Source organism: Paenibacillus sp. FSL H8-0034 (assembly GCF_038000305.1).
Taxonomy (GTDB): Bacteria; Bacillota; Bacilli; order Paenibacillales; family NBRC-103111; genus Paenibacillus_S.
Window position 1 is genome coordinate 580,964 of record NZ_JBBOBS010000001.1, and the last position, 24,866, is coordinate 605,829.

At 48.1% G+C, this 24,866-nt stretch carries 19 protein-coding genes; 17 read left to right on the plus strand and 2 right to left on the minus strand.

Going from position 1 to position 24,866, the window contains the following annotated elements:
• Positions 1–132: 132 nt before the first annotated feature.
• Positions 133–3,978 carry a S8 family serine peptidase gene (locus NST47_RS02660; protein WP_341153831.1) on the minus strand — a complete coding sequence of 1,282 codons (3,846 nt, stop codon included), beginning with the start codon at positions 3,976–3,978 and terminating at the stop codon, positions 133–135.
• A 257-nt stretch (positions 3,979–4,235) separates the two neighbouring features.
• Between NST47_RS02660 and cls the strand changes: the two genes are divergently transcribed.
• The 11 genes from cls (at position 4,236) to NST47_RS02715 (ending at position 18,424) form a co-directional block, all read left to right on the plus strand.
• The gene (gene cls / locus NST47_RS02665; protein WP_341153832.1) at positions 4,236–5,723 is read left to right on the plus strand and encodes a cardiolipin synthase; all 1,488 of its coding nucleotides are present in this window, start codon (positions 4,236–4,238) and stop codon (positions 5,721–5,723) included.
• An 87-nt stretch (positions 5,724–5,810) separates the two neighbouring features.
• Positions 5,811–6,470 (plus strand): serine/threonine protein kinase, encoded by a 660-nt coding sequence (locus NST47_RS02670; protein ID WP_341153833.1) that lies wholly within the window; start codon positions 5,811–5,813, stop codon positions 6,468–6,470.
• Positions 6,471–6,586: 116 nt separating this feature from the next.
• Positions 6,587–7,051, plus strand: coding sequence for a Dps family protein (locus tag NST47_RS02675; protein ID WP_341153834.1), 465 nt, complete (start codon positions 6,587–6,589; stop codon positions 7,049–7,051).
• Between the two features lie 167 nt (positions 7,052–7,218).
• Entirely contained in the window at positions 7,219–8,358 is a 1,140-nt protein-coding gene (locus tag NST47_RS02680; RefSeq protein ID WP_341153835.1) for a glycoside hydrolase family 88 protein, read from the plus strand.
• Positions 8,359–8,433: 75 nt separating this feature from the next.
• Positions 8,434–9,708 (plus strand): PQQ-dependent sugar dehydrogenase, encoded by a 1,275-nt coding sequence (locus tag NST47_RS02685; RefSeq protein ID WP_341153836.1) that lies wholly within the window; start codon positions 8,434–8,436, stop codon positions 9,706–9,708.
• Positions 9,709–9,809: 101 nt separating this feature from the next.
• The gene (locus NST47_RS02690; RefSeq protein WP_341153837.1) at positions 9,810–11,015 is read left to right on the plus strand and encodes a class I SAM-dependent methyltransferase; all 1,206 of its coding nucleotides are present in this window, start codon (positions 9,810–9,812) and stop codon (positions 11,013–11,015) included.
• A gap of 225 nt (positions 11,016–11,240) precedes the next feature.
• On the plus strand, positions 11,241–13,223 hold the full coding sequence (locus NST47_RS02695; RefSeq protein ID WP_341153838.1) for a methyl-accepting chemotaxis protein: 1,983 nt from the start codon (positions 11,241–11,243) through the stop codon (positions 13,221–13,223).
• A gap of 217 nt (positions 13,224–13,440) precedes the next feature.
• Positions 13,441–15,189: an alpha-glycosidase gene (locus NST47_RS02700; protein WP_341153839.1), complete on the plus strand. Its 1,749-nt coding sequence runs from the start codon at positions 13,441–13,443 to the stop codon at positions 15,187–15,189.
• 53 nt (positions 15,190–15,242) lie between these two features.
• Complete coding sequence (locus tag NST47_RS02705; RefSeq protein ID WP_076235789.1) at positions 15,243–16,313, plus strand: AI-2E family transporter; 1,071 nt, start codon at positions 15,243–15,245, stop codon at positions 16,311–16,313.
• 86 nt (positions 16,314–16,399) lie between these two features.
• Positions 16,400–17,584: a glucose-1-phosphate adenylyltransferase gene (locus tag NST47_RS02710; RefSeq protein WP_341153840.1), complete on the plus strand. Its 1,185-nt coding sequence runs from the start codon at positions 16,400–16,402 to the stop codon at positions 17,582–17,584.
• Between the two features lie 21 nt (positions 17,585–17,605).
• Positions 17,606–18,424 (plus strand): SDR family oxidoreductase, encoded by an 819-nt coding sequence (locus NST47_RS02715; RefSeq protein WP_341159591.1) that lies wholly within the window; start codon positions 17,606–17,608, stop codon positions 18,422–18,424.
• Between the two features lie 118 nt (positions 18,425–18,542).
• On the opposite strand, the gene NST47_RS02720 is transcribed toward NST47_RS02715, so the two are convergent.
• Entirely contained in the window at positions 18,543–18,746 is a 204-nt protein-coding gene (locus NST47_RS02720) for a hypothetical protein (protein ID WP_341153841.1), read from the minus strand.
• A gap of 210 nt (positions 18,747–18,956) precedes the next feature.
• Here NST47_RS02720 and NST47_RS02725 point away from each other — a divergent pair, with 210 nt between their 5' ends.
• The 6 genes from NST47_RS02725 (at position 18,957) to NST47_RS02750 (ending at position 24,799) form a co-directional block, all read left to right on the plus strand.
• On the plus strand, positions 18,957–19,838 hold the full coding sequence (locus NST47_RS02725) for a DMT family transporter (RefSeq protein ID WP_341153842.1): 882 nt from the start codon (positions 18,957–18,959) through the stop codon (positions 19,836–19,838).
• Positions 19,839–19,908: 70 nt separating this feature from the next.
• Positions 19,909–20,439 (plus strand): DNA-deoxyinosine glycosylase, encoded by a 531-nt coding sequence (locus NST47_RS02730; protein ID WP_341153843.1) that lies wholly within the window; start codon positions 19,909–19,911, stop codon positions 20,437–20,439.
• Between the two features lie 91 nt (positions 20,440–20,530).
• Positions 20,531–21,070: a hypothetical protein gene (locus tag NST47_RS02735; RefSeq protein ID WP_341153844.1), complete on the plus strand. Its 540-nt coding sequence runs from the start codon at positions 20,531–20,533 to the stop codon at positions 21,068–21,070.
• A gap of 231 nt (positions 21,071–21,301) precedes the next feature.
• Positions 21,302–22,294 (plus strand): hypothetical protein, encoded by a 993-nt coding sequence (locus tag NST47_RS02740; RefSeq protein WP_341153845.1) that lies wholly within the window; start codon positions 21,302–21,304, stop codon positions 22,292–22,294.
• Between the two features lie 780 nt (positions 22,295–23,074).
• Entirely contained in the window at positions 23,075–23,569 is a 495-nt protein-coding gene (locus tag NST47_RS02745) for a cation:proton antiporter regulatory subunit (RefSeq protein ID WP_341153846.1), read from the plus strand.
• A gap of 3 nt (positions 23,570–23,572) precedes the next feature.
• Positions 23,573–24,799 carry a cation:proton antiporter gene (locus tag NST47_RS02750; protein ID WP_341153847.1) on the plus strand — a complete coding sequence of 409 codons (1,227 nt, stop codon included), beginning with the start codon at positions 23,573–23,575 and terminating at the stop codon, positions 24,797–24,799.
• The last annotated feature ends 67 nt before the right edge of the window (positions 24,800–24,866 follow it).

Sequence of the window (24,866 nt, forward strand, 5' to 3'; positions counted from 1 at the left end):
CCTCATCTATACAAAGAGGTCAGGGTTTTCATAATAAGTAAAAATAACCTCCAAAACCACTATGATAGTGGGATTTGGAGGTTATTTTGTATCTCAATATTACGATGTGCATAGTGGGGACTTAATTACTGACTATTTGCCAGTTAAATCAAGCAGACGCTTGATAACAACTGCGGCTTCGGCACGACTGGCTGTGTCTGAAGGTTTAAACGTGCCATCTGGAAATCCACTCAAAAGGCCGATCCCACTAGCAAGTTGAACACTGCTCCGCGCCCAGCTGCCAGTTTGGTTGTCGTCGGTGAACTTGATCTCCTGTGTAGCAGTGATCTCGCTCACTGGTTTACCCGTCCCCCTGCTGTAGGCTCTGATGATCATTACCGCCATCTGCTCGCGGGAAATGAGCTGGTTAGGTGCAAAGGTCGTGGCATCCAAGCCTTCAATGATTCCGGCGTCATAAGCCTGATAAACCATATCGTTGAACCAGTCCCCAGACTTCACATCCTGAAACGTCCCCGTGCTCTTTGACGTTTGGAGGCCAAGCGTTCTGACGAGCAGTGCTGCGAATTCGGCACGGGTCAGCTTTTGTTCCGGGCCAAATGTTTGGTCGGTAATTCCCGTTACAATAGTTTTGGAAGCTAGCAGCTCAACCTCGCTTTTTGCCCAATGTGTGGTCATGTCCGTAAATGTTTTATTGTTTTCCAATATCACATATTGTGAAAAGTGATTCGTAGAGAAAGTAAAGCTGCCATCAGCTGCAGCCTTCCCGCCTACATAATCCCAGCTTTGCTTGGCTTCATTAAAAGTGAACACCCCAAGCTTGGGCAGCTGTGCGTCCTGAGGAAGATCAACCTTCCATTGGATGGAAAGTGGTTTGACAAAGACATGGACCGGCAGAGCACCGAGGGTCAGGTTGAAATCATAGACCGAAGAAATGTCTCTCGCCTGATTCGGTTTCTTACTTAATGCAGTCGTCCCCGTGGTTGGGAGTACACTGAATGTAACGACAGCACTGCCGTCAGTCGCGGGAACAGCTCCTGGCGGGAGTTGGAATAACTGACGTCCAGTATCGATAACGACCGATTTATTTTTTTCGGCGGCGAGCATCAGGATAGAGGCATCGAATTCAATTTGCAGCCCAGTACCCGTATTGGCCGTTTTGCCATCGATTGTGACTTGAGTTGACGCTGAAGACTCCAGCTCCATTTTTAATTGCTCATTGGGAGCCTTCACTACAACGACAGTAGATGCACTCGTGTCGGTAGTAGTAGTTCCACCCATTGTGGGGATTATGCCAAATCCACCACCACCTCCTCCACCACCACCAGTGACACCTGTGCTTGTTGATACAGGACGAATCAAGGAGAACGTATAGGTTTTGGTTTCGCCAGTCACCGCAGATACGGTAGCCGTGAATGACGTATCGCCGGAATTCAATTGGACAACCCCTGAATTACCCGCAGCTATTACCGTATCATTCAATTTCACCGCAGCTGTGGAGACCATCGGCTCCAGTTTGACGGTAATTTGGGTTGCGATTGAACTGACTGCAGCTCGGTAGCTGGTCTGCTCTGGATTAAACGAAGGACTGATCGAAATCCCGCCGTCTAGCACGACACTTTTCAGCGTACTGCCTAAAGATCCACTCAATCGGATAATATTAAATGTATAGACACGTATCGTACTGTCAGGAGCTATCACTTTAACTTGACGTGAATTGCTTCCTACCTGGAACGGTACGGTATTCCTCACTATAAGGCCACTGGCAACAGGTGTGCTGTCGATGAGCATGGTAGAAGCTTTATTTTCCAATAGCGCTCCAAATCCGATGCTTGTAATCGAGTTATCGACATAAAGCGTGTAATTAAGGGTATCTCTGCTGAACTGCGGAGTGATAGACCCGGAATCATAATAGATGGAGCTGATATAGTTATTTGAAGGCAAGTATTTCCGGTAAATGGACACCGTGTAGATTTGGGTGGTGAGATTTTCCGCTGTCACCGTAATCGTAATCGAGTTGTAGCCCTCCTTAAGAGTTACGGTGCTTGAACCTTCTGCTGCACCTAATGCTTGACCGTTGATGCTGATTTTGGCGGCAGTTGAGTTTGCGGCTGCACTGATCTGTACGGACGTTACTGCATTTTCCTGATCCGGTATTTCATAATAGCCGCGTTCTGCCTGAAATGCAGGGGATAAAGCCATTTGCCCCTGATTCAAGCTGAGCGCTTTAAGGCTGCTATCGCCGGAAGGCAGCATGGCTTTAGAATAAAGCGGACTTGACGGTACATACAACTGATTGTCTGCTGCTGATTGCTGCACGGCGCTCACGCTGTACAATTGATTATTCAATGGTAGCTCCAGCCCGACGAAGGCGGTGCCTCCGGATAGCGAAACCTCGCGGTCAAGCGAAGGTATAGCTGGAGTCCATTGCCCGGTACTTGAGTCATACTGGTTTACTTTCAATACTACGTTGCCTGCCGAGGCAGATTGAATCGTGGCATTCACTTGACCATTGTAATCATTTGCATGGATGGTAACAGGCATATACATATACGTATTGGTAGCCACAGTAGGCTGTGATGGCTGCAGGTAATTCAGTTCAAGTCGTGGTGTGGTGAACGCACGCCCACCATCAATCAATCCATTTCCATAAATATCATCCCTGCCGGGCACACCCAAATCGGTTGCGGTGTTTGTAATAATGGTTTGAATTTGATCTGCATTCAGCTTTGGATTGGCCGCCTTCAGCATAGCTGCTAAGCCGGTGACATAGGGAGTTGCCATGGAGGTGCCGCTTTTGATAGCGTAGGCTCCACCGGGCACTGTGCTGTATATGTTTACGCCTGGTGCGACAACCTTAAGCTCGGGGCCTGTATTGGTGAAGTATGCATACCTATAGGCTCCTGTGTTGTTATTCGTAATATCGTCAGGGTCAGGTTCATCAATCGCACCGACACTGATTACACCGGGATAAGCAGCCGGATAAGCGACTGGAGCATGAACACCAGTTGCATGATTGCTTTCATTACCGGAGGCTGCTACGACAATCGCACCTTTTTTCTGTGCGTACTGAACGGCATCCTGCAAATAAGGATCGATGCTGTCGCCGCCCAGACTTAAATTAATAACACTGGCTCCGCGATCAGCAGCTTCAATAATGCCGAGCCCAATCGATCGGGAGTTGCCTGTACCTTTGGCGTTGGTTACTTTAATCGGAAGGATGCGGACACCACCTGCAACGCCTGCAATTCCAAGGCCGTTGTTCGTAATGGCAGCAGCAATTCCTGCTACATGAGTGCCATGTCCATTATCATCATTCGCGTTCGCTGTCGGGAGAGATGGGTTAACGAAGTTAGCTCCCGGCTCAAGGCTGTTTTTAAGATCGGGGTGGTTCAGATCAACCCCGGAATCGACAATGGCAATTACGATGTCCTTGCGCTTATCTGCGGATACCTTTTCCCAGAGCGGGTCTAGATGGGCAGCCTGGATGCCCCACTGCTGGGGTTGCAGGTCATTGGCATATACAACGGCAGAAACGCTGGGTGCTGATAAGCTGTACACATATACGGGCTGCGCATATTCCACATCAGGATTGCCATGCAGCTCTTTGATCGTCTGCCATACATCAGAGCCCACAGGCAATTCCAGTCTGACCGCACCGATACTGGCATCGGTTTCCATGGATTGAGTCGAAATCTGCGATGATGCCTGGGAAGGAGCATGGGCAGATGGGCTTCCTTTTTTATACTTCACGAGTACTTGGTCGGGCAGCATTGCTGCTTTATCGGTGACGGCAGTATACATGGAGTTGGCATTCAAATCGCTTGATGATCTTAGTGATGATTGTGCTGTCGTGCTGTCTGCGGCCCATGCCAAGCTCGGAGTCGTCTCTGTATCATACGATTGAGCATGAACAGGTGGGATACTCCAAATACCCAACAACAGTAGTGCCGATAACGCGACATTTACGATCTTCTTCAAAATAACGCCTCCTAGGCTAAACTGTAAGGTTTACCTTACAAATAAAGGTATATATAGGTAATTTCTATAGATGACAATGGAATCCTGCATCAGTGCCCAAATAAGCTGAAAATAGTCGAATCGTGGCAGCTCATTGCAGTTCGAAGGAGGTTGCTATACATGCTTAAAATTATTGTGCGTCGCACCAGATCGTCAGCTTTCGTTTTCCCACATCAGGTATGGTATCTTTAGAAGTATATAGTTAGATAAGAAGACCAATGTTGGGGGTGCGGTGGTTGCCATTTATAGACGATTGGGTCGTTCCTGTATGGAAATTTATTAATAACTGGATTCCTGTCATTAACCTGTTATTTGCTGCGGTCATTATTTTTCTGGAAAGACGCAACGTGGGCGTTACCTGGGCGTGGCTCATGCTGCTGCTGCTGCTGCCGTTGATTGGCTGTATTATTTATATTTTTATTGGACAAAACCTTGCGCGACAAAAGGTGTACAGGTTGAAACCGAGGATGGAGCGCTGGGTTCGGGAGGAATTGGAGGACCAGAGGGTAGCCATTGAAAATGAAACGTATGTGTACCATGATCCTGTGGTGTCGAATTTCCGTCATTTAATTTATATGAATCTGCTCAGTAGTGTTTCGCCATTGACCCAGAACAATGAGGTCACGCTGCTGACCGATGGCAAACGCAAGTTTGAGATGCTGCTGGACAAAATTGATCAGGCACAGCAGCATATCCATCTGCTCTATTATAAAGTGGGCAATGACGATACCGGACGACGGTTGATTGAAGCATTAACACGCAAGGCGAAGGAAGGTGTGGAGGTACGGCTGCTGTATGACGATATCGGATCGCTTGACATCAGTCGCAAGCTGCTGTTGCCGCTGAGGGAAGCAGGCGGGAGTGTATATTCCTTTTTTCCTTCCAAAATTCCGTACCTGAACTTTCGATTCAACTACCGAAACCATCGTAAAATTGCGATTATGGATGGGAAGATCGGTTTTATCGGCGGTTTTAATATCGGAGATGAATATTTGGGCTTGAACAAAAAGATAGGTTACTGGCGGGACACCCATTTGATGATATACGGGGATGCGGTGCATCGTTTGCAAATTCAATTCATGCGTGACTGGGATGTCGCTTCCAATCAGACGCTCTCCTTTGAGCCGGTGCTGTTCCCGGAGATGAGGGACGTGGCACGTACTGCGGTTCAGGTTGTGTCCAGCGGTCCCAACTCCGATAAGCAGCAGATCAAGAACGGCTATATCAAGATGATCTTTCAGGCGAAAAAACGAATCTATGTGCAAACACCTTATTTTGTTCCTGATGAGGGTGTGCTGAATGCACTGCGAATTGCGGCCTTATCGGGTATTGATGTGCGGATTATGATTCCCAAAAAAGGAGACCATCGATTGGTCCAGTGGGCATCCTATGCGCATATTGGTGACTTGCTGAGAGCGGGCGCCAAATGCTATATGTATGAAAAGGGTTTTTTGCATGCCAAAACGATCGTTGTGGATGGAGAAGCGGCCGCAGTAGGCACAGCCAATATGGATAACCGCAGCTTTGAGCTCAATTTCGAAATAACGGCTTTCCTGTACGGAACGGATGTGGCCTCAAAGCTTGAGGTAACGTTTGAACGGGATATGCAGGACTGTAGCTTGATGACCTGTGAAAGCTATGATTGTCGCAATAAGCTGCTGCGTGCTGCAGAATCGGTTGCCAGATTGCTGTCGCCGATATTATGAAATTTTGATATGCTAATGAAAAGGAATAATAAGGGAATGGATGAAACGTTGTTGGTCAGGATCACAAAGAGGGAGGAATCGCCGCCCATGTTGGAGGAATTGATTGAGCAGGTAGAGCGGGGATTAGTGCCGCACATACGTATTGAAAGTGTGGATCCGTTAAATCCTATCGTTGTCCGTCAGGTTCCGCCTCCGTGGGTGCTGCTGGGTGCGGGCAATTATGCAGCCGTTGTGAGACATCCTGATTTTGAAGAATGGGTAGTCAAGGTATATGCACCTGGTCGTCCGGGGATTGAGGAAGAGGCAGAGGTATACCGCAGGCTCGGATCGCATCCTGCATACTCGGAGTGCCTTCACGTGGGGGAGCGTTATTTGGTATTGAAGCGTCTGAGAGGCTTCACCTTTTATAACTGTCTGCTGCGCGGTATCCATATTCCGAAGCAGGCGATCAGGGATATCGATTCAGCGCTGGATTATGCCCGCGAACGTGGCTTACATCCACATGATGTTCATGGTAAAAACGTGATGCTGGACCACGGTCGCGGTAAAGTCGTCGATGTATCGGATTTTCTGAAGGAGGACCCCTGCACGATGTGGGATGATGTCAAGACCGCCTATAACCGGTTTTATTTCCCCGTCTTTCATAAGCTTCCTATCCCTGAGCATCTTCTCAATATGATCAGAAAAAGCTATCGTTGGCTGGGCAAGGGCAGCCGCTTTCGAACGGGATCGGGAAAAGGCACATAGCGACGGGAAAATAGGAGATACTAGCATAAGCGTTTCAGATGTGATATTAAAGGTTATATAAGAAGAGAGAGTTCAGTTCAGAAAAGTACATAAATTATTTGAGGAGAGTGGCAATTATGGCTAATGCAGTAAAAGCTCCAGCAAGTCAATTGGAAAAAGTATTGAATCATCAGGTGGCGAACTTTGGTGTGCTGTATATCAAATTGCACAATTTCCATTGGTACGTTAAAGGACCTAACTTTTTCACTCTGCATATTAAACTGGAAGAGCTATATAATGAAACGACGCTGCATTTTGATGCGATTGCAGAGCGTTTGCTAACCTTACACGGTCAGCCGCTGGCCACAATGGCGGGATTCTTGAAGGAATCCGATATCAAAGAGGCACAGGGCAACGAGAAGGCTGAAGATATGGTCCGCGCAGTTGTAGCTGACTTCAATTTGATCAACGATCAGTTGAAGGAAGGGATGGAAATCGCAGAGAAGGCCGGTGACGAAACGACCGGAGATTTACTGCTCTCGATTCATGCCAGTCTGGAGAAACATACGTGGATGCTGGAGGCTTTTCTGGGCAATTCCTAACAACAACACGATTAACGGTAAAATAATAGAAGGAGCACTGCTGCGGCAGTGCTCTTTTTTGCTTGTTCTTGCGCTAACTAACGATAAGTAAGTGAACTGTTTGCGATTGATCGGAGCAGCGTTTACAATGGAACTAAATCATAGATAAAACAGGGAGTGGAAGCAAGATGACAGCATCGGAGCACCAGCAGCCGGATTGGGTAAAGGAAGCTTGGAACCAAACAGTTAATAAGGTGAAGCGAACGAGCAGCCGGATTGGAGACGGATTCCCGCATGCAAGTGTGGATGGTGTGTATAAGCTGGAGCCTGCTTCCTGGTGGACGGCTGGATTCTGGCCGGGGCTGCTGTGGCTTGTTTACCGCGATACGAAGGATGAGGCTTTAAAACAGCTGGCCGAGTCCTGCGAGCGGCAGTTGGATCAAGTGGTGACTGATTATTACAAGCTTGATCATGATATTGGCTTCATGTGGACACTTACAAGTCTGGCCCGCTACAAGCTGCTTGGTGCAGAGGATTCCAAGCGCCGTGCCCTGCTTGCAGCCAATCTGCTCGCAGCCCGTTTTAACGTACAAGGCAATTATATACGTGCCTGGAATCCATGGCGTGAAGGTGAGCAGAATGCCGGATGGGCGATCATCGACTGCATGATGAACCTGCCGCTGCTGCATTGGGCAGCAGCGGTTACAGGTGACCCCCGCTACAAGCATGTGGCGGTGCGTCACGCCAATATGGCGCTCGAGCATTTCATTCGCCCGGATGGATCGGTGAATCATATCGTCATATTTGATCCGGAAACCGGAGAGAAGCTGGAAGTAAAAGGTGGCCAAGGCTATGCACCTGATTCAGGGTGGTCGCGCGGTACGGCTTGGGCGATCTACGGCATGAGCTTGAGCTATCAGCATACGGCTGACGAAAATTACTTGAATGCGGCCAAACGCGCGGCGCATTTCTTCCTGGCCAACTTGCCGGAAGATCATGTACCTCATTGGGATTTCCGCTTGCCGGAGGGTGTGCCTGCTTACCGCGATACGTCTGCCGGTGCTTGCGCAGCCTGCGGTCTGCTGCTGCTTAGCGATCAGGTAAGCGGTCAGGAATCGGCACTTTACCGTAAGGCTGGGGAGCGCATCCTTCACTCCTTGTATGTGAATTACGGAGCATGGGATTCGGAAACGGAGGAAGGACTTATTGTTCAAGGGACCTCACATTTCCCGGAAGGGAAAAATGTCAACGTGCCACTTATTTATGGCGACTATTATTTTGCCGAGGGCGTAGCGCGGCTGGCTGGGCACCGTGACTTGTTCTGGTAAATGGAGACGGAGGTCGGTATGGACATTGCTGCCTCCAACGTTTTTATTCCTGACATATAGGAGGAATGACGAATCATGAGTGGACTCAATAGCTTGAACGAATGGATGATCACCGCTGCGATGTCTATGGTGATTGCGTTAATAACGGGCTGCAGTGGAGCCTCCATCGATACGCAATCCCAACCGCCTGCCGTGACGGCTCCACCGACGTCGGTGCCTGCAGCAGGAACGGGTGGTAGTACAGGTTCCACTACTTCGCAGCCCAAAGATGGGTCGCAACCGCAAGCTGGGGCTGTGAATACGGCAATTCCCTATACACAGGAGGTATTCGCTTCGAAGCTGAATGTGCCTTGGGATATGGATATCGCACCGGATGGGCGGATTTTCTTTACGGAACGCGGAGGCGTTATCCGAGTCATCGATAAGGGCAAACTCGTGGGACAGCCTGTTTATCGGTTCGAGAAGCCTTTTCTTCAGGAAGGCGAGTCGGGACTACTCGGACTGGTGCTGGACAAGGACTTCGCGACTAATCATGCTATGTATGTCTATCACACCTACGAAGAAGGCGGAGAAACCCGCAATCAGGTGCTGCGCATGATCGAAAGCAACAATCAATTGCAGCTCGATAAAGTCATTATCGACAAGCTGCCTGGTGCCAGAACGCACGATGGTGGGCGAGTCAAAATAGGCCCGGACGGCATGCTATACATCACCAGCGGAGACGCCGGTCAATCCTCGATTGCTCAGGATCAGAGTCAACTGGGCGGGAAAATATTGCGCATCCACCCAGACGGCACTATCCCCCGGGATAATCCGTTTCCCGCTTCTCCCGTGTATTCATTGGGACACAGGAACCCGCAAGGCTTGGCCTGGCATCCGGTGACAGGCAAGCTGTTCAGCACAGAGCATGGGCAGTCAGCTCATGACGAGTTTAACTTGATTGAGCCCGGAGCGAATTACGGCTGGCCGCTTATCGAGGGTGACGAGTCTGAGATTGCGGCCAAGGACAAGAGCAATCTCGGTCCGGGAACACTTAAGCAGCCGCTTGTGCATAGCGGGAATGAAACCTGGGCTCCATCGGGTATTACTTTTGTTACCCAAGGACCCTGGAAAGGGAATCTGCTCGCAGCCAACCTGCGAGGGGCTCAACTACTGCGGGTCGTACTGGGCAGTGACCAGCAATCGATTCAACAGCTGGAGCCACTGCTCAAGAATGAGCTGGGCCGTATTCGCAATGTGATGGAGGGGCCTGATGGCTCGATCTATATTATGACGAACAATCGTGACGGTCGCGGTAGCCCAGGTGCTGAGGATGACCAAATTATCCGGTTGAAGCCCAACTTCCAGTAGGATTCAATAACGGTTAAGTCTGAATAGACGCTCGGATACAGCGAGTGAATTTTGAAGCACCGAAAGTATGAAAGAACAGAATGAACGGAGAAATGATCTATATGTTATCCATGGAAACACTTGTTGACGAGGTCATAACCAAGCAATCGCTGATTCAAGGTACCTTTAGTCAGCCTCGTCCGAATAATCTCTCCGATTGCAGCAAGGTGATGGTGAAGCCGCTCATCTTAAAAGGAGAGCTGCATTATCAGTTCAGCTCCTATTGTGGTAATAAAGTGCTGCATGACAACATGCGGCCCGATGCTGCCGCCGCTCAGATTCAACGGTTGCTGTCAGAAGCATTTCGGCAGGGGCTGCTTCAGACTAAGGATGCCGATTATCAGGTGCTGATCAGCAAGAAGGGCAAGCTGGGTATCTTGACCAAGCCGCCCACGAAGAAGCAAGCTGCCGAGCTTACCCACAATCGCAAGAAAAATTATTTACTGGAGGAAGGCACGCCTGTACCATTTCTAGTTGAGCTTGGGATCATGAATGCCTCAGGCAAGGTGCTTGCACCCAAGTACGATAAATTTCGGCAAATTAATCGATTTGTCGAGCTGATCGCTGATATTGTACCGCATCTGCCAACAGACCGAACATTGAACATCATTGATTTTGGCTGCGGAAAATCCTATTTGACCTTTGCGCTGTACCACTACTTGAAGGAGATACAGGGCTTCGATCTTCGCGTTATCGGATTGGATCTCAAAGAGGATGTAATCCGTCATTGCAGCGATTTAGCTGAACGCTTTGGCTATGAAGGCCTCCAGTTTCTCGTTGGAGATATCGCTCAGTATGACGGGTTGGAGCAAGTGGATATGGTCGTCACCCTGCATGCCTGCGATACGGCTACTGATGCTGCGCTGGAGAAAGCCATCCGCTGGCAGGCTGGTGTTATTATGTCGGTGCCTTGCTGTCAGCATGAATTGTTTCGACAGGTGGAGGCTCCAGTATTAGCTCCGCTTCTGCAGCATGGCATCCTGAAGGAACGATTCTCAGCGCTCGCAACCGACGCGATACGTGCCAGCCTGCTTGATCTATTGGGTTATAAAACACAACTGCTTGAGTTTATCGATATGGAGCATACGCCCAAAAATATATTGATCCGCGCAGTCAAGGCAGCCGCACCGAAGGCTGATGAACTGGCTGCAGCAGCTCGAAGCTATATGGAATTCCGCAGCCTGCTAAGCGCGGAACCTTATCTGGAAAAAGCGATGAGCAAGGAACTGCAGCCATTGTTAGCCGTTGCAGGTAAAATGGCGGAGTAACTTGTAACCAATCATTAGGAATGCGCATGTGAAAATTTACGACAAAGAGGCTCTGGTTATGTAAGGAGTCTCTTTTTGCAATGTTTGAAGTTAGACTATGTTCACAAAAAAATATATTTTGTCGAATGTTCATCTAAAAAACACATAGTTATCCCTTGTATTAGGTCTTTTAGCTTATATCATTGTATAATATTAAATATTATAGCATATTGTGGAGGTGTTACTGTGCTCAAGTGGACTCATTCATTAACTGCACGATTTATGTTATTTACAGGTGTGATTTTGCTAATATTGATCGGGGCTATTTATGCTTACGAGTGGAACAAGATTCGTGTCGATTCAGAAGCACAGCTTTTTGAAAAAGGGAGCGCCATGGTCATTTCTCTCTCCAAAACATTGCAAAGTATTGCTGAGGATGATATCAGGGACGGGACGATTTTGAAGAGTGGAAAGAAGCTCACTGGCGAGGAATTGAAGAGGAACTTGTTCAATGACAAGCTGCAGGTCGTACCGGAAAGCCAAAAGGAAGCCGAGAAGCGCTCCAAAGATCCCGCCTACGGCGACGTAAAGCAAGAGCTTTTTGACGGACGGATGATTCCGCTCGCACAATATGAGCTTAAGTATACAAGTGCATACGATGAGTATACGGATGATCACTGGAAGCGGGTTATCGATGGCTTTTTGGTCGATGAAAATGTGGTTTTTGTGGTGCCGATTGCGTATTCAGCAAATCCCGACTTTAATGGTTATGTAGCGACACATAATACGAAGCTGAGTCTTACAGGTGAGGATTCTAAGGATGCTTGGGGAGCGACAGGACTCGCAAGTCAAAAATATCGGGGCAATCGTGTATTCAACGATATTGTCGGTTACTCGGCGGCTTCCTATCAAGACACAACCAAGCCGCTGCTGCAAAAATATTCGCAGGTCGTCGAGCAGAAGGTGTATGAACGGTGGGACCTGGCTTATCCGTTGACCATTGACGGCAAGCACTGGGGAGCGGTTCGTGTTGATTTATCCAAAGAAGGCTCTGATGCGTTTATTAACAAGCAGCGTTTAAAATCGGGGCTCGAGCTGGCAGCATTATACATAGGTGTATTGATCCTATTATTCATATTATCGGGAGCCATCGTATCCCGGAAGTTAAAGTTTATGCTGAAGGCTGCGATTAATCTGAACTCTCAGGAAGCAGATTTGACCTACCGCATCCCGGTTCGTGGCAAAGACGAAATGGACAGGCTGGCTGAGGAAATTAACCGCTTTATTTTTCATTTACAGATGATGATGAGAACGATAGGCAGGATGTCTAACCAAGTCGGCACGATCTCCAGTGATTTGACGAGCAGTGCCGAACGTTCGAACACGAACGCACAGCTCATGTCCCAAACGGTCCAGGAACTCACAATGGGTGCTGGACATCAAGCGACCAGCGCGGAAGACAGCGCTCGAGCGATGGAAGAGATGGCTACCGGAATCCAGCGTATTGCCGAGGCTTCGGCCGATGTGACGGAAGCGACGCAGGAATTGGTACGAGAAGCGGAGCAGGGCAGCCGGGCAGCCGGGCAGGCCGTCAACCAGATGATGACTTTGAGCCAATCCGCGCAGGAAGTCGGTTTTTCAATTGAAAAGCTCGAGCAGGACATGCAGGCGGTGGGCGGCATGGCACAGGTCATCTCAGGGATCGCTTCACAGACCGGTTTGCTGGCGCTGAATGCGGCTATCGAAGCGGCGAGGGCAGGCGAGCAAGGCAAGGGCTTTGCAGTTGTAGCCAGTGAGGTTAGAAAGCTGGCGGATCAATCGGAAGCATCTGCTCAGCAAATTAACGAACGTATCACGGATATTCAGGCCTCGATGACAGCAGCCGTACAAGCCATGCAGCGGGGTGGTACGGACGTTGAGGACGGTGTTAACGAGGTTAGGCAGCTGCAGCAGGTATTATCGCGTATGCTGAATTCGGTGCACTTGGTATCTACACAGATGGAAGAAGTATCAGCGGCGGCTGAGCAGATGTCGGCAGGTACAGAGGAAGTTACGGCTGGGATTGAAGAAATAGCGCGTATTGCAGGATCTGCAGCCGATCAGGCGCAGCATCTTGCGGATGCGTCCTTGCATCAGCTGAAGGATTCTGAAGAAACAAGTGATCGGTCGGTAACACTTATGGAGGCTGCTGGCCAGCTGAAGGGAACGGCGGATCGATTCAAAGTGTAAGTTGGAGTATTATAACAGTTAGCATTGGGTAAAAGCGTAAATGAAGGGATAGTTTGCTCCAACAAAGAGGACGTAATGATGCCAAACATCGTTATATCCTCTTTTTTTCATGGCTAATCAAGTTGGAAAAAGCCGCTTGTTTAAGCGAATTCCGAAATGGTTAAGGAGAAGGTAATAGCATAGATACAAGCTAATGGGAAGACGGGGAGATGGTTAGATGCTACTTGAAGGCTTTTACCACATTGCCCAAAATAACTGGGCCTACGCGTACGACAAGGATACGATTCACGTTCGGGTTCGAACGAAACGGGATGATGTGGAGGAAGTGACCGCGGAGACGGGCGACAAGTATAACTGGGATCGGTTTTATCGGGAATATCCCCTTAAGAAAACCGGTGCAGACAAAATGTTTGATTATTGGGAGGCCAGTATCAAGCCTTATAACAAGCGCGTTTCCTATTGTTTTCGCATCCGGGCGGGGTCTGAGACGGTGTGGCTGACGGAAAATGGTGTATTGAGCTACAGACCCATGCCTACCGGAGGCTATTATGATATCCCCTATATCCATGAAATCGACCTACATACCGTTCCGGAATGGGCGAAGAGAGCTGTATTCTATCAGATTTTTCCGGAGCGGTTTGCAAACGGAGACCCATCGATTAATCCGTCCCACGCCGAGCGATGGGGTGGTAAACCGACTAATGATAACTCATTTGGCGGCGATCTTCAGGGAATTATTGACCATCTCGATTATTTGCAGGATCTGGGCATTACAGCATTGTATTTGACGCCTGTATTTGAAGCCCCCTCTAATCATAAATATGATATCGTAGACTACAAAAAGGTAGACCCCCATTTTGGAACCAATGCGCTGCTCCATGAGCTGGTTCAAGCCTGCCACCTTAAAGGCATCAAGGTTATGCTCGACGCCGTGTTCAATCACTGCAGTGAACAGTTTCCTCCTTTTCAGGACGTATTGAAAAAAGGACGGAAATCGCAATACGCAGGCTGGTTTCACATAAACAGCTATCCGCTTGCTACAAACGATGGCATTCCGAGCTATGATACGTTCGGCTTTTATGGACATATGCCTAAGCTGAATACGTCCAATCCTGCTGTAAAAAAGTATTTGCTGGAGGTCGCTGAATATTGGGTCAAGGAGGTCGGTATCGACGGATGGCGTCTGGATGTGGCGAATGAAATCGACCATTACTTTTGGCGGGAGTTTCGTGATGTCGTGAAAGCCGCTAATCCGAACGCCTACATTGTTGGCGAAGTGTGGAACGATTCTCTGAAATGGCTGCTCGGCGACCAATTTGATTCGGTGATGAATTATCCATTCTCGAATAAGCTGCTGGAATTTTTCTCTGATTCCCGAATGGATGGTTTTGACTTTGCAACCAGTATCAGCGGACTGTTGATTCGTTATCCGCAGCAGACAAACGAAGTGATTTTCAATTTATTGTGCAGCCACGATACCCCTCGGGTGATGAACCGGGTCGGATACAATAAGCGGAGATTAAAGCTGTGCGTCGTATTTTTGCTGACATTTATGGGGACACCGTGCATTTTCTATGGAGATGAGATTGGGCTAACTGGTGGAGAGGATCCGGATTGCCGCAAATGTATGGAATGGGATGAGGACAAGCAGGATCGCGAGCTGTTCGATTTTTATAAGCTGCTGATTGCGCTGCGGCGTAAGCATGAGGTGCTCGTATCGGGAAGCTTTCGGTTTCTGAGAGCGGAGCATGGTGATCGTCGTATTATTTATGAACGGTTAAACCATCGGGTGCATTTTACGGTGTGGATGAACAATACAGGAGACAAGACGATATTGAGTCACCCGATGGAAACGAACGATTGGGTTGATGCGCTGACGGGCGAGCCTGTGCGGACGAAGGATGGGCGGATGTTTATTCAGCTTGAGGAATTCGGCTACCGGATTTTATATCGCTCCCTGCAGTAACGCTGACAGTAGGATCGGTTACTTTTTTTAACAACTGCACGGGAGTGGTTATCATGCTGCAAAATAAATTTTTTCGGTTGTGTATCGGTATTATTCTGGTTTTAATCATCTTTAATTTGATGGATCGGGTCGGTTATCTGTTTAGTCCGCTGCTGATGATGTTCCAAACTTTGTTTGTGCCGATTTTGATCTCGGGATTTTTATATTATATGATCCGGCCGCTTGTTAACTTTTTGGAGAAAAAAGGCATTAAACGCGCTGTAGGCACCTTGTTGATTTATTTTGTCATTACGAGCCTGACTGTGCTGTTTGTCGTAGCATTCGGCCCGATGCTGCAAGCCCAGATCCAAAATTTTATTACGAATGTACCTGAATTGGTCGAGAGCACCAAGGTGCAGATTGAAAAGCTGCAGCAAAATCGGCTGCTTGCCGCTTATTTCACGAAAGATCATGGGGATCTCTCTACCAAAATTGCTGAATATGTCAACAATGCGATTACGTATGCAACTAATTATTTAAGCAATATGATCAGCTTTATGACCAGCATTTTACTGCTGATAACGACGATTCCGATCATTTTGTATTATTTGTTGATTGGTGGACACAAAGCGATGGAGAACGTGGTAGGGATGCTTCCCAAGGGGTATACACATGTAGCTCGAGAAACGCTGGAGGAAATCGACGGTGTGCTGAGCGGTTATATTATTGGTCGTATCATTATCAGCGTCTGTCTGGGTGCTTTGATTTATGTTGGCTTTTTGGTCATAGGACTGCCATACCCGCTGCTCCTCGCAATCATCGTTGCTGTCACCAACCTGATTCCGTTCATTGGCCCGATTATTGGTGCGGTACCGGCATTGATCGTGGCCTTTACGCAATCGTACCCGATGATGATGTGGGTAGCCCTGCTCATTATTGTCGCCCAACAACTGGACGATACATTGCTGGCACCACATGTATTTGGGAAACGGATGGATGTGCATCCGCTGACGATTGTATTATTACTGCTGGTCGGTGAAAATTTGGCAGGTATTCTGGGTATGCTACTAGCAATTCCCGTTTACATGGTGGTGAAAATTGTCCTGCTGAGGATCAATCGTCTATTCGTATTTCGCTATGAATAACAAGTGGGTTTAAGGCTGTCGGCGGTTTCAATTAGGCGCAGGAGCGTTTAATAGAACATACAACCTATGACAGGGAGGGATTATTGATGTCTAAAAAAGATTGCATTGCCATGCTTCTTGCAGGAGGTGAAGGACGCAGACTTTCTCCGTTGACGAATAATTTGGCTAAGCCTGCCGTTCCCTTCGGGGGTGAATACCGCATTATCGATTTCCCTTTAAGCAACTGTGCGAATTCAGGCATTCATACCGTAGGGGTTCTAACGCAATATGCGTCCGAATCGCTGCATACGCATATAGGCGGTGGCGAGCCTTGGGGCTTGTACGGCTCTGATGCGGATGGTGTTTCTTTGCTGGCGGCGTCTCCCGAGGATCCGTGCGGTTATCTGGGAACAGCCGATGCTATTTACAAAAACCTGAGCTTTATCGACGAGCATAACCCGGAAGATGTGTTGATCTTATCCGGTGACCATATTTATTCGATGGATTATCGCAAGCTAAGAGACGTTCATACCACTAGCGGAGCCGATGCAACGGTGTCGGTCATGGAGGTGCCGCTCGCTGAAGCGCATCGTTTTGGTATCGTCGGAGTAGATGAGAGTATGCGTATCGTGAACTTTGTTGAGAAGCCGACCAAGCCTCAGAGCACTCTCGCTTCGATGGGTATTTATATATTCAAATGGTCGTATTTGCGAAAGATGCTGATTGAGGATTCGGAAAATCCGAAGTCGAGCCATGATTTTGGCAAAGATATTATTCCGCGCATGCTGCGTCTCGATGGCAAATTGTATGCATATCCATTTGAGGGCTACTGGCGTGATGTGGGTACAGTTGATAGTTTGTGGGAAGCCCATATGGATCTATTGGAGCAGGATATGGAGCCTCATCTTGAGCCAGATCCTCATGCATGGCAGACCTACAGCCGCGACCAATATATGGGAAGCGGACGTTCTCCCATCTCACGGACAGACGAGCACGATTCCTCGCTTTCCCATTGGAATAATGCGGTGCTTGGCGACGTACAGCGCACAGTCGTGTTCTATGGCGTTCAGGTGGCTGAAGGCAGTGTGGTAGTGAATAGCGTGCTTATGCCTAATGTGAAAATAGGCCGTGATGTTCATATAGCCTATGCTATTATTGGAGAAGGAGCCATTATTAAGGATGGGACTCGAATCGAAGGCAGTATAGGTAAAATCGAGGTTATTGCACCGCATGCCGTTATCGAAGGGAGTGCATTCGCCCCTTCAACGGCCCTTAACATTCAACAAACCTAATAGTGGAGGGATTTGTGCATGATGAATGCAAACGACGCACTAGAGCAAAGCATACAGCAGAGGCTGCAGGGCAAGGTAGCTGTAATAACGGGAGGCGGATCCGGGATCGGTAAAGGCAGTGCCTTATTGATGGCGCGTCATGGCGCCAAAATATGCCTGTTCGATCGCACGCTGGACAACGCCAATATAGTCCGTGATGAGATCATAGCGGCAGGTGGTGAAGCTGTCGTTATACATACGGATGTGTCCCAAGCCAACAATGTTGAGGAGTCCTATAAAGAGGCTTTGCATACGTACGGTCGTTTGGATATTGTGTTTGCTAATGCCGGGATTAACGGCGCGATGACTTCGATTGAGCATATGGAGGTCGAGGATTGGCAGAAAACCATCGATATCAACCTGAGAGGTACATTTCTGACTGTCAAATATGCGATTCCTTATTTGAAAGAAAGCGGCGGCAGTATTCTGATCAACAGTTCGATCAATGGCAATCGTGTTTTTTCGAATATTGGATTTAGTGCTTATGCTTCCAGTAAGGCGGGGCAGGTAGCTTTTATGAAAATGGCTGCCTTGGAGCTGGCGCGTTATAAAATCCGTGTCAACGCCATATGCCCGGGTGCCATTGAGACTTCGATTGACGATAATACATTTAAAAAGCCGGAATTAAAGGAAGTCCAAATTCCTGTGCAATATCCCGAAGGCGACCAGCCGTTAGCCCATAAATCGGGGTCGGCCGAGCAAGTAGCGCAGCTGGCGTTATTCCTGGCCTCTCATGACTCCTCACATATTACCGGTACCGAGATTTATATTGATGGAGCGGAATCATTGATCCACGGATAAGCAGCGGCGAGTCGAATAAACAGGAATCCCCCTAATGATCAGGTATATGGCACACCAAGTGCGCTGCCAGGTCGTCAGGGGGATTTTTTTCTATATCCTTGTCTTCGATGGTCGTAGTTTATTCCATACGGTTTAGAAGCTCGTCTGTGACATCCACCATCAAGTCCTCTGTTTGCGACAATGGCTGGTTTTTTCCAAAGAAGGAACGGACCCTCAGCCCTTTAAAGGTTGCGCTCATTTCAAATAGCTTGGTGATGGCATCGTCCTTACTCAAAGGCCCAGCCAAAATTTTTTTGCGATACACAATGTAATATTTATTCATCTAAACCCCCCGTTGGTCGCGCTGCTCATGTTGGCTTTGATTGGTATTCGTATAAAGTCGGGATTTGGATCACTCTATTTTTGAATTTTTTGAAATTTTTTTGAAAACCAAAGCTGACAAGCCCGTTTATCCTCGCATACAGCTATGCTACAATATATAGGCCTCATGGGATGGGGCTTGTAGTTAAATATTAAAGGATCGGATGTCATCATGGGGTATTTTCTGCTTATATTGGCTACACTGTCATGGAGTTTTGTAGGGATTTTGGTAAAAACAGCAGCTTCGATGGTAGACAGCACGACGATTACGTTTGCCCGCTTCGGGATCGGGATTGTCTTTTTGGGGATATGGCTGCTGCTGAGACATCGCAGGCTTAGCCTGGATATTGGAATGAAATGGATTTGGATTGGTGTGATCGGCAAATGCTGCAATTATTTTTTTGAAAATATGGCGTTATCGATCGGCTCCTCGTACGGTAATATATTAGTTGGTCCGCTGCAAACCGTGCTGCTGCTGATCATATCGGCGTTTGTGTTCAAGGAATACGTGTCAGGTCGCGGTTGGATGGCTGCTGGCCTGTGTGTAGCCGGGGTGGTGACGATTAGCTGGAATGGCTTGCCGATTGGCGAGGTGCTGACAAGTAACGGGCTGGTCACGGTATTGTATATGCTATCAGCCGTCGGAAGCGCGCTGCATGTGCTCAGTCAAAAGATGCTGATCCAGTCCATGGATACAGGGAAAATGAATTTCTCGGTCTTTTTCTGGTGCTCTGTGCTGATGGCGTTACCGCTGCCTTTTCAAGCGCATATGACGGGACCGGTTAACGGTTGGGGGATCTTGGCATTGATTGGTTTAGGCTTAATCACAGGCTTAAGCTTTAACTGGTTTGCACAGGCGATGAAACGGGTGAGCTTCACCGTCGCCATCCTTGTCAGCAACAGCAGTATACTATTTACGATTGTATGGTCCTATTTATTTTTCCACGATCGAATTACGTTGTATATTTTGAGCGGAGCCGGAATGTTTATTGGCGGAATTCTGCTGCTTAATTGGCCGATGAAGCGGGCGCGGATCAAAGAGCTGGGAGCTTAAATGAACCAGGTGCAACAGGCGCCTGTCGGAGCCGCACAGCTCATAGAGAGCAAAGTAAGGAGGTCATAACATGGAAGCTGAAGGTCATGCGGAGTATCGGCTGCAGGGGCTGCCGCCAGTAATCCATGCATCGAGTCGAACGCTGATCCTGGGCTCAATGCCAGGGGCGGTGTCCTTAAGCAAGCAGGAGTATTATGGGCATCCTCGCAATCACTTTTGGCCGCTGCTCTATGCCATTTGGGGTGAGGGCAGACCGCCAGCAGCTGCGTACAGGGATCGGTTGGATTTTGCACTGAAGCAGGGTGTAGGACTGTGGGATGTTCTGGCGGGCTGTGAGCGGGAGGGCAGTCTTGATGCGGATATACGGAAGCCGGAGGCCAATGATTTTGTCCTGCTGCTGAACGAATACCCGACTATAGAGAGGGTGTTCTTTAATGGTAAGACGGCTGAGCAGCTCTATCGCAAGCAGGTGCTTCCACAGCTGTTGAGGCAAGAGAACGGCATCAACATAACGTACGATACATTACCCTCGTCAAGTCCGGCCAGAGCCATGTCTTTACAGGATAAGCTGGTGGATTGGCGTAAATTGGGGGATGCTTAAGATATAAGCTTCATTACACGGGGTTATTTTCTTGGACGAATGCTTATGAATCAATCGTTCCTTAAAGGGAACACGCTCAGGAGGAGTCATGATGGTCAAACAGCCAAGTATTGTGCCATTTGGATATGAGCCGGAGAAGGAGCGGCAAGGTCCACGTGGGACCATGTGGGTATACGATAGCTTTGCGGATTGCGGCGCTCAACAGCTTGTGCGAATTGTAAGCTTGGCGTCACGAATAGAAATGAAAAAGCTCGTGTTCTATCCGCTGCATGAAGAAACCTTGCGACGTATGGGCGAGCCGGGAGCTGCACCCTTTTACCGCAGAGCGGATGAGCTGGAGGAGCTGCTGGATAACATGGAGCTGCCCGTTGATACGGCGATTGATCGCTGGGAGGGGCGCCGCAAAAAATACACTCCGATGGACACGGCCTTCCGATTTTTGGAAGAGAAGTATGCAGGCCCTTACTTTGTATATATGACGGTGGATATGGCGAATACGGCAGCGAGCTTTGATAGCTTTGAATTCTGGATTAAACGGCTGCGGCTCTGCATCGATTTCAAACTAGCTTCATCGGAGTCCCTACACCCCAGACTGCAAGCTTTTGCTCACCGCTGGGAAGTTGTAGATTAAGGATCAGCTGTTGAACAACCGAGCATTAGATAACAATAAGTGATCATACAATGCCTTCAATCCTGCGCAGTTTCTGCGATGTGCGATTGAAGGCTTTTCATATGGAACAATGCGATTTTATTAATTTTATGCAATTTCAGGAAACCCACAGTTTTCGCTCAGTGTGAATTCAGGTAGGCGCGGTAAGATGATCTTGTAAACAACAAATACAAACTTATGGAGGAATATACGATGAAACTTAACAAAAAATTGGTTGCAACAACACTTGGAGCTATGCTGGCATTAAGCGCAATGGGATCGGCTTTTGCCGCTGACCTCACTACAACGAATACGAATCCGAAAACGGGAGTAGCCAAGCCCTATACAGTAAACAAAGATGATGTCAGTAAAGGCGGGTTCCGAGGCGGCGCAAGCTTGGAAAAGCAGGCTGCAGAGAAAGGGATCACGGTTGATGCTTTGAAGGCACAATTGGAGCAGGAGCATCAGGCGAAGCTGGAAAAGCAAGCGGCTGAAAAAGGCATCACCGTCGATGAACTGAAAGCACAGCTGGAGCAGGAACGTGGAACCAGAGGCGGTAATAAGGACGGAGGCAAAGGCGGATTCCCTGGTGGCTTTGGTGGCGGACAGGATCTGGAAAAGCTAGCCGCTGAAAAAGGGATTACGGTTGAAGCTCTGAAGGCACAATTCGAGCAGGAGCGCCAGACGAAGCTGGAAAAGCAAGCGGCTGACAAAGGCATCACCGTCGATGAACTGAAAGCACAGCAGGAGCAGGAGCGTGCTGCCAGAGGTGATAATAAAGGCGGATTCCCTGGCGGCTTTGGAGGCGGACAGGATCTGGAAAAGCTAGCCGCTGAAAAAGGGATTACGGTTGAAGCTCTGAAGGCACAATTTGAGCAGGAGCGCCAGACGAAGCTGGAAAAGCTGGCGGCTGAAAAGGGCATCACGGTAGATGAATTGAAAGCGCAGCTGGAGCAGGAGCGTGGAACCAGAGGCGGTAATAAGAACGGAGGCAAAGGCGGATTTGGAGCCGGTCAAAACTTAGAGAAGCTTGCGGCTGAGAAAGGTATTACTGTAGACGAGCTGAAAGCAAAATTTGAGCAGGAACGTCAGGCGCAGCTGGAAAAACTGGCAGCAGAAAAAGGTATTACTGTAGATGAGCTGAAAGCGCAAATGGAGAAAGGACACGGAAGCCGTACTCCCGTTGAATCGAAAACTCAAGAGTAACATGACAAGGACGAGGGCGGACTTACGCCCTTTTTCTTGCATTTATAAGTGCATAATTGCTGGACAACATGCTATACAACTGCTGTTCAAGAATATATACAATGGGACAAGTATCGGCCTTTGGTCAGTTATTTTTTCTGTCAACGGTTTGAGATCGTCAGTGAATTATGGTACACTAATAGTAATTGGAATTGTAACAGTATATCAACAAGGGGGGATATGATGATCAATGTTTACGGAGCAGCAAGATTATTGAGATATATCGTATTGGCTATTGCATTGATGCTGTCCCCTCCAACAAGTCTGCATGAAGAGTATACAACGTATGAGTCCATTCCCGAAACAGCGGCATCTACTCAAGGAAACAAAACCAAGTTGGCCACCCGAAAGCATTCTTCGCTTTTGCATAAGCTTATGGTTACATCGAAATCCCTCCCGATTTTATTTGTAATTCTTCACCTTATTTTGAATCGTATTCCTCTACCCCGTTTGAACTTTAAACCCTACATTTTTATATTACTGAAACGTTTGTTTATGACCCCCATTAGGTTCACCTCCACTTTAGTGTCAGTAAATACCTCACCTGCCGTCTAAAAATTTCACCTTTTTGCAGAGTCTATTTATCATGCTCAAATAAGAACGTACGTTCTATATTTCCGAGCTCTATTTGCTATTGCTAAAAATGAATGAAGTTCAGGTATTCCGAAAAAAAGAAAGGTTTCTCGGAGGTTATTTGGGTTGTTTATCAACAGGTATGAAAAAACAGGAGGTTATCCAAGCATGAACGTTAAAGAATCCAATTTACCAGGAATAGGTAGAAAATTTGAAATTCATACACGTGGTGGGGAAAAGCTGGTCGTTATTATTCATGATGATGGAAGGCGGGAAATGTATCATTTTGAACACGACGATCACGACGAAACGATCTCCACAATCACTTTAGATGATGACGAAGCCAGGCAAGTAGCCGCTATTGTAGGAGGTATGACGTATACCCCAAAAATGCTGGAGACGGTTGAAATGGCGTTTGACGAGCTGATTATTGAATGGTACAAAATCGAACCTCATTACAAAAGTATTGGCCAATCTATTGGAGGCCTGGATGTGCGCCAAAAATCAGGTGCAATGATTATTGCAGTCATAGAGAAAAATCATGCGAAACACGTAAGCCCGGGTCCAGAGCTCGTTATTCAGAACGAAGCTACGCTCGTCGTGGTCGGAGAAAGACAGCAGCAAAGATTGATCAAACAAATTTTATTGAATGGAAGTGGTTGATATATGGATCATATGATACTCGAAGTAGGTCTTGCGATTGCACTCATAGCGATGGCGGGTCTGTTATCAGCCCGGTTGCGCTTTTCGGTTATTCCCTTTTATATTCTGATCGGGATGGCGGTTGGGCCCCATGCGCTGGAGCTGTGGCATTTTGACTTCCGCTTTATTCAAAGCGCGCCGTTAATTGAATTCATGGGCCGGATTGGCGTGCTGTTTCTGCTCTTTTATCTGGGCCTTGAATTTTCAGTGGGGCGTCTGATCAAATCAGGGAAAGCAATTGTAAAGGGCGGATCGATTTATATCGGGATCAATTTTATGTTAGGCCTGATGCTCGGTTGGATTGCCGGATACCCGTGGGCTGAGGTGCTTGTCATAGCCGGAATTACGACGATTTCGTCGAGTGCGATTGTGGCCAAGGTACTGGTTGATCTGAAGCGGACGGCTAATCCCGAGACGGAAATGGTACTGGGCATTACGATGTTCGAGGATGTATTCCTCGCTGTCTATATTTCGATTCTGTCAGGCCTGGTGCTGAGCAATTCCTCCAGCTTCGGAGGGGTGCTGCTGACAGCTGCGATTGCACTGGGTTTCATGCTCCTTGTCTTGTTTGTCGGACGCAAGGCGGTTCCGCTTTTGAATCGTGTGCTGAATATTAGGTCCAATGAGCTGTTTGGCTTAGTGATCTTTTCCATGCTGTTTCTGGTCGCGGGCTTCTCTGAGACGATTCACGTCGCTGAAGCCATCGGTGCATTATTAATTGGCCTTGTTATGGCAGAGACCGCCCATGCCAAACGGATTGAACACCTGATCATGCCCTTCAGGGATTTCTTCGGTGCCATTTTCTTCTTCAGCTTCGGATTAACGATCGATCCAATGGCATTAGGCGGTGCCATCTGGCTATCGCTTGCCGCGGTGCTCATCACCCTGATTGGTAATTTCACTGCGGGGATGCTGGCCGGGATGAATGCGGGATTATCCGTTAAATCCTCGCTGAATATTGGATTCACGATTATGGGACGTGGGGAGTTCTCGATCATCATGGCTAATTTGGCCAAAGCAGGCGGGTTAATGCCGGTTCTCCAATCCTTCGCCGCGTTATACGTACTCATTATGGCGATTTTAGGGCCGTTATTGTCCAAAGAGAGCAAGCATATCTATACGTTTCTCGACAAAATATTTAAATTCAAGGAGAGGTCCAAAAAGAAAATTAGCACGGTAGTCCAGGATTAAGCTATGTAAATTGATGTTCTGAAACGCTAGCTCGGAACCGGCTGTCAAGGCTTGGATTTCAAAGTGA

Bases quoted from the DNA above. Each gene is read 5' to 3' on its own strand.
- cls (WP_341153832.1), top strand. From the start codon at position 4,236: ATGTTGGGGGTGCGGTGGTTGCCATTTATAGACGATTGGGTCGTTCCT.
- NST47_RS02670 (WP_341153833.1), top strand. From the start codon at position 5,811: ATGTTGGAGGAATTGATTGAGCAGGTAGAGCGGGGATTAGTGCCGCAC.
- NST47_RS02675 (WP_341153834.1), top strand. From the start codon at position 6,587: ATGGCTAATGCAGTAAAAGCTCCAGCAAGTCAATTGGAAAAAGTATTG.
- NST47_RS02680 (WP_341153835.1), top strand. From the start codon at position 7,219: ATGACAGCATCGGAGCACCAGCAGCCGGATTGGGTAAAGGAAGCTTGG.
- NST47_RS02685 (WP_341153836.1), top strand. From the start codon at position 8,434: ATGAGTGGACTCAATAGCTTGAACGAATGGATGATCACCGCTGCGATG.
- NST47_RS02690 (WP_341153837.1), top strand. From the start codon at position 9,810: ATGTTATCCATGGAAACACTTGTTGACGAGGTCATAACCAAGCAATCG.
- NST47_RS02700 (WP_341153839.1), top strand. From the start codon at position 13,441: ATGCTACTTGAAGGCTTTTACCACATTGCCCAAAATAACTGGGCCTAC.
- NST47_RS02705 (WP_076235789.1), top strand. From the start codon at position 15,243: ATGCTGCAAAATAAATTTTTTCGGTTGTGTATCGGTATTATTCTGGTT.
- NST47_RS02710 (WP_341153840.1), top strand. From the start codon at position 16,400: ATGTCTAAAAAAGATTGCATTGCCATGCTTCTTGCAGGAGGTGAAGGA.
- NST47_RS02715 (WP_341159591.1), top strand. From the start codon at position 17,606: ATGAATGCAAACGACGCACTAGAGCAAAGCATACAGCAGAGGCTGCAG.
- NST47_RS02720 (WP_341153841.1), bottom strand. From the start codon at position 18,746: ATGAATAAATATTACATTGTGTATCGCAAAAAAATTTTGGCTGGGCCT.
- NST47_RS02725 (WP_341153842.1), top strand. From the start codon at position 18,957: ATGGGGTATTTTCTGCTTATATTGGCTACACTGTCATGGAGTTTTGTA.
- NST47_RS02730 (WP_341153843.1), top strand. From the start codon at position 19,909: ATGGAAGCTGAAGGTCATGCGGAGTATCGGCTGCAGGGGCTGCCGCCA.
- NST47_RS02735 (WP_341153844.1), top strand. From the start codon at position 20,531: ATGGTCAAACAGCCAAGTATTGTGCCATTTGGATATGAGCCGGAGAAG.
- NST47_RS02740 (WP_341153845.1), top strand. From the start codon at position 21,302: ATGAAACTTAACAAAAAATTGGTTGCAACAACACTTGGAGCTATGCTG.
- NST47_RS02745 (WP_341153846.1), top strand. From the start codon at position 23,075: ATGAACGTTAAAGAATCCAATTTACCAGGAATAGGTAGAAAATTTGAA.
- NST47_RS02750 (WP_341153847.1), top strand. From the start codon at position 23,573: ATGGATCATATGATACTCGAAGTAGGTCTTGCGATTGCACTCATAGCG.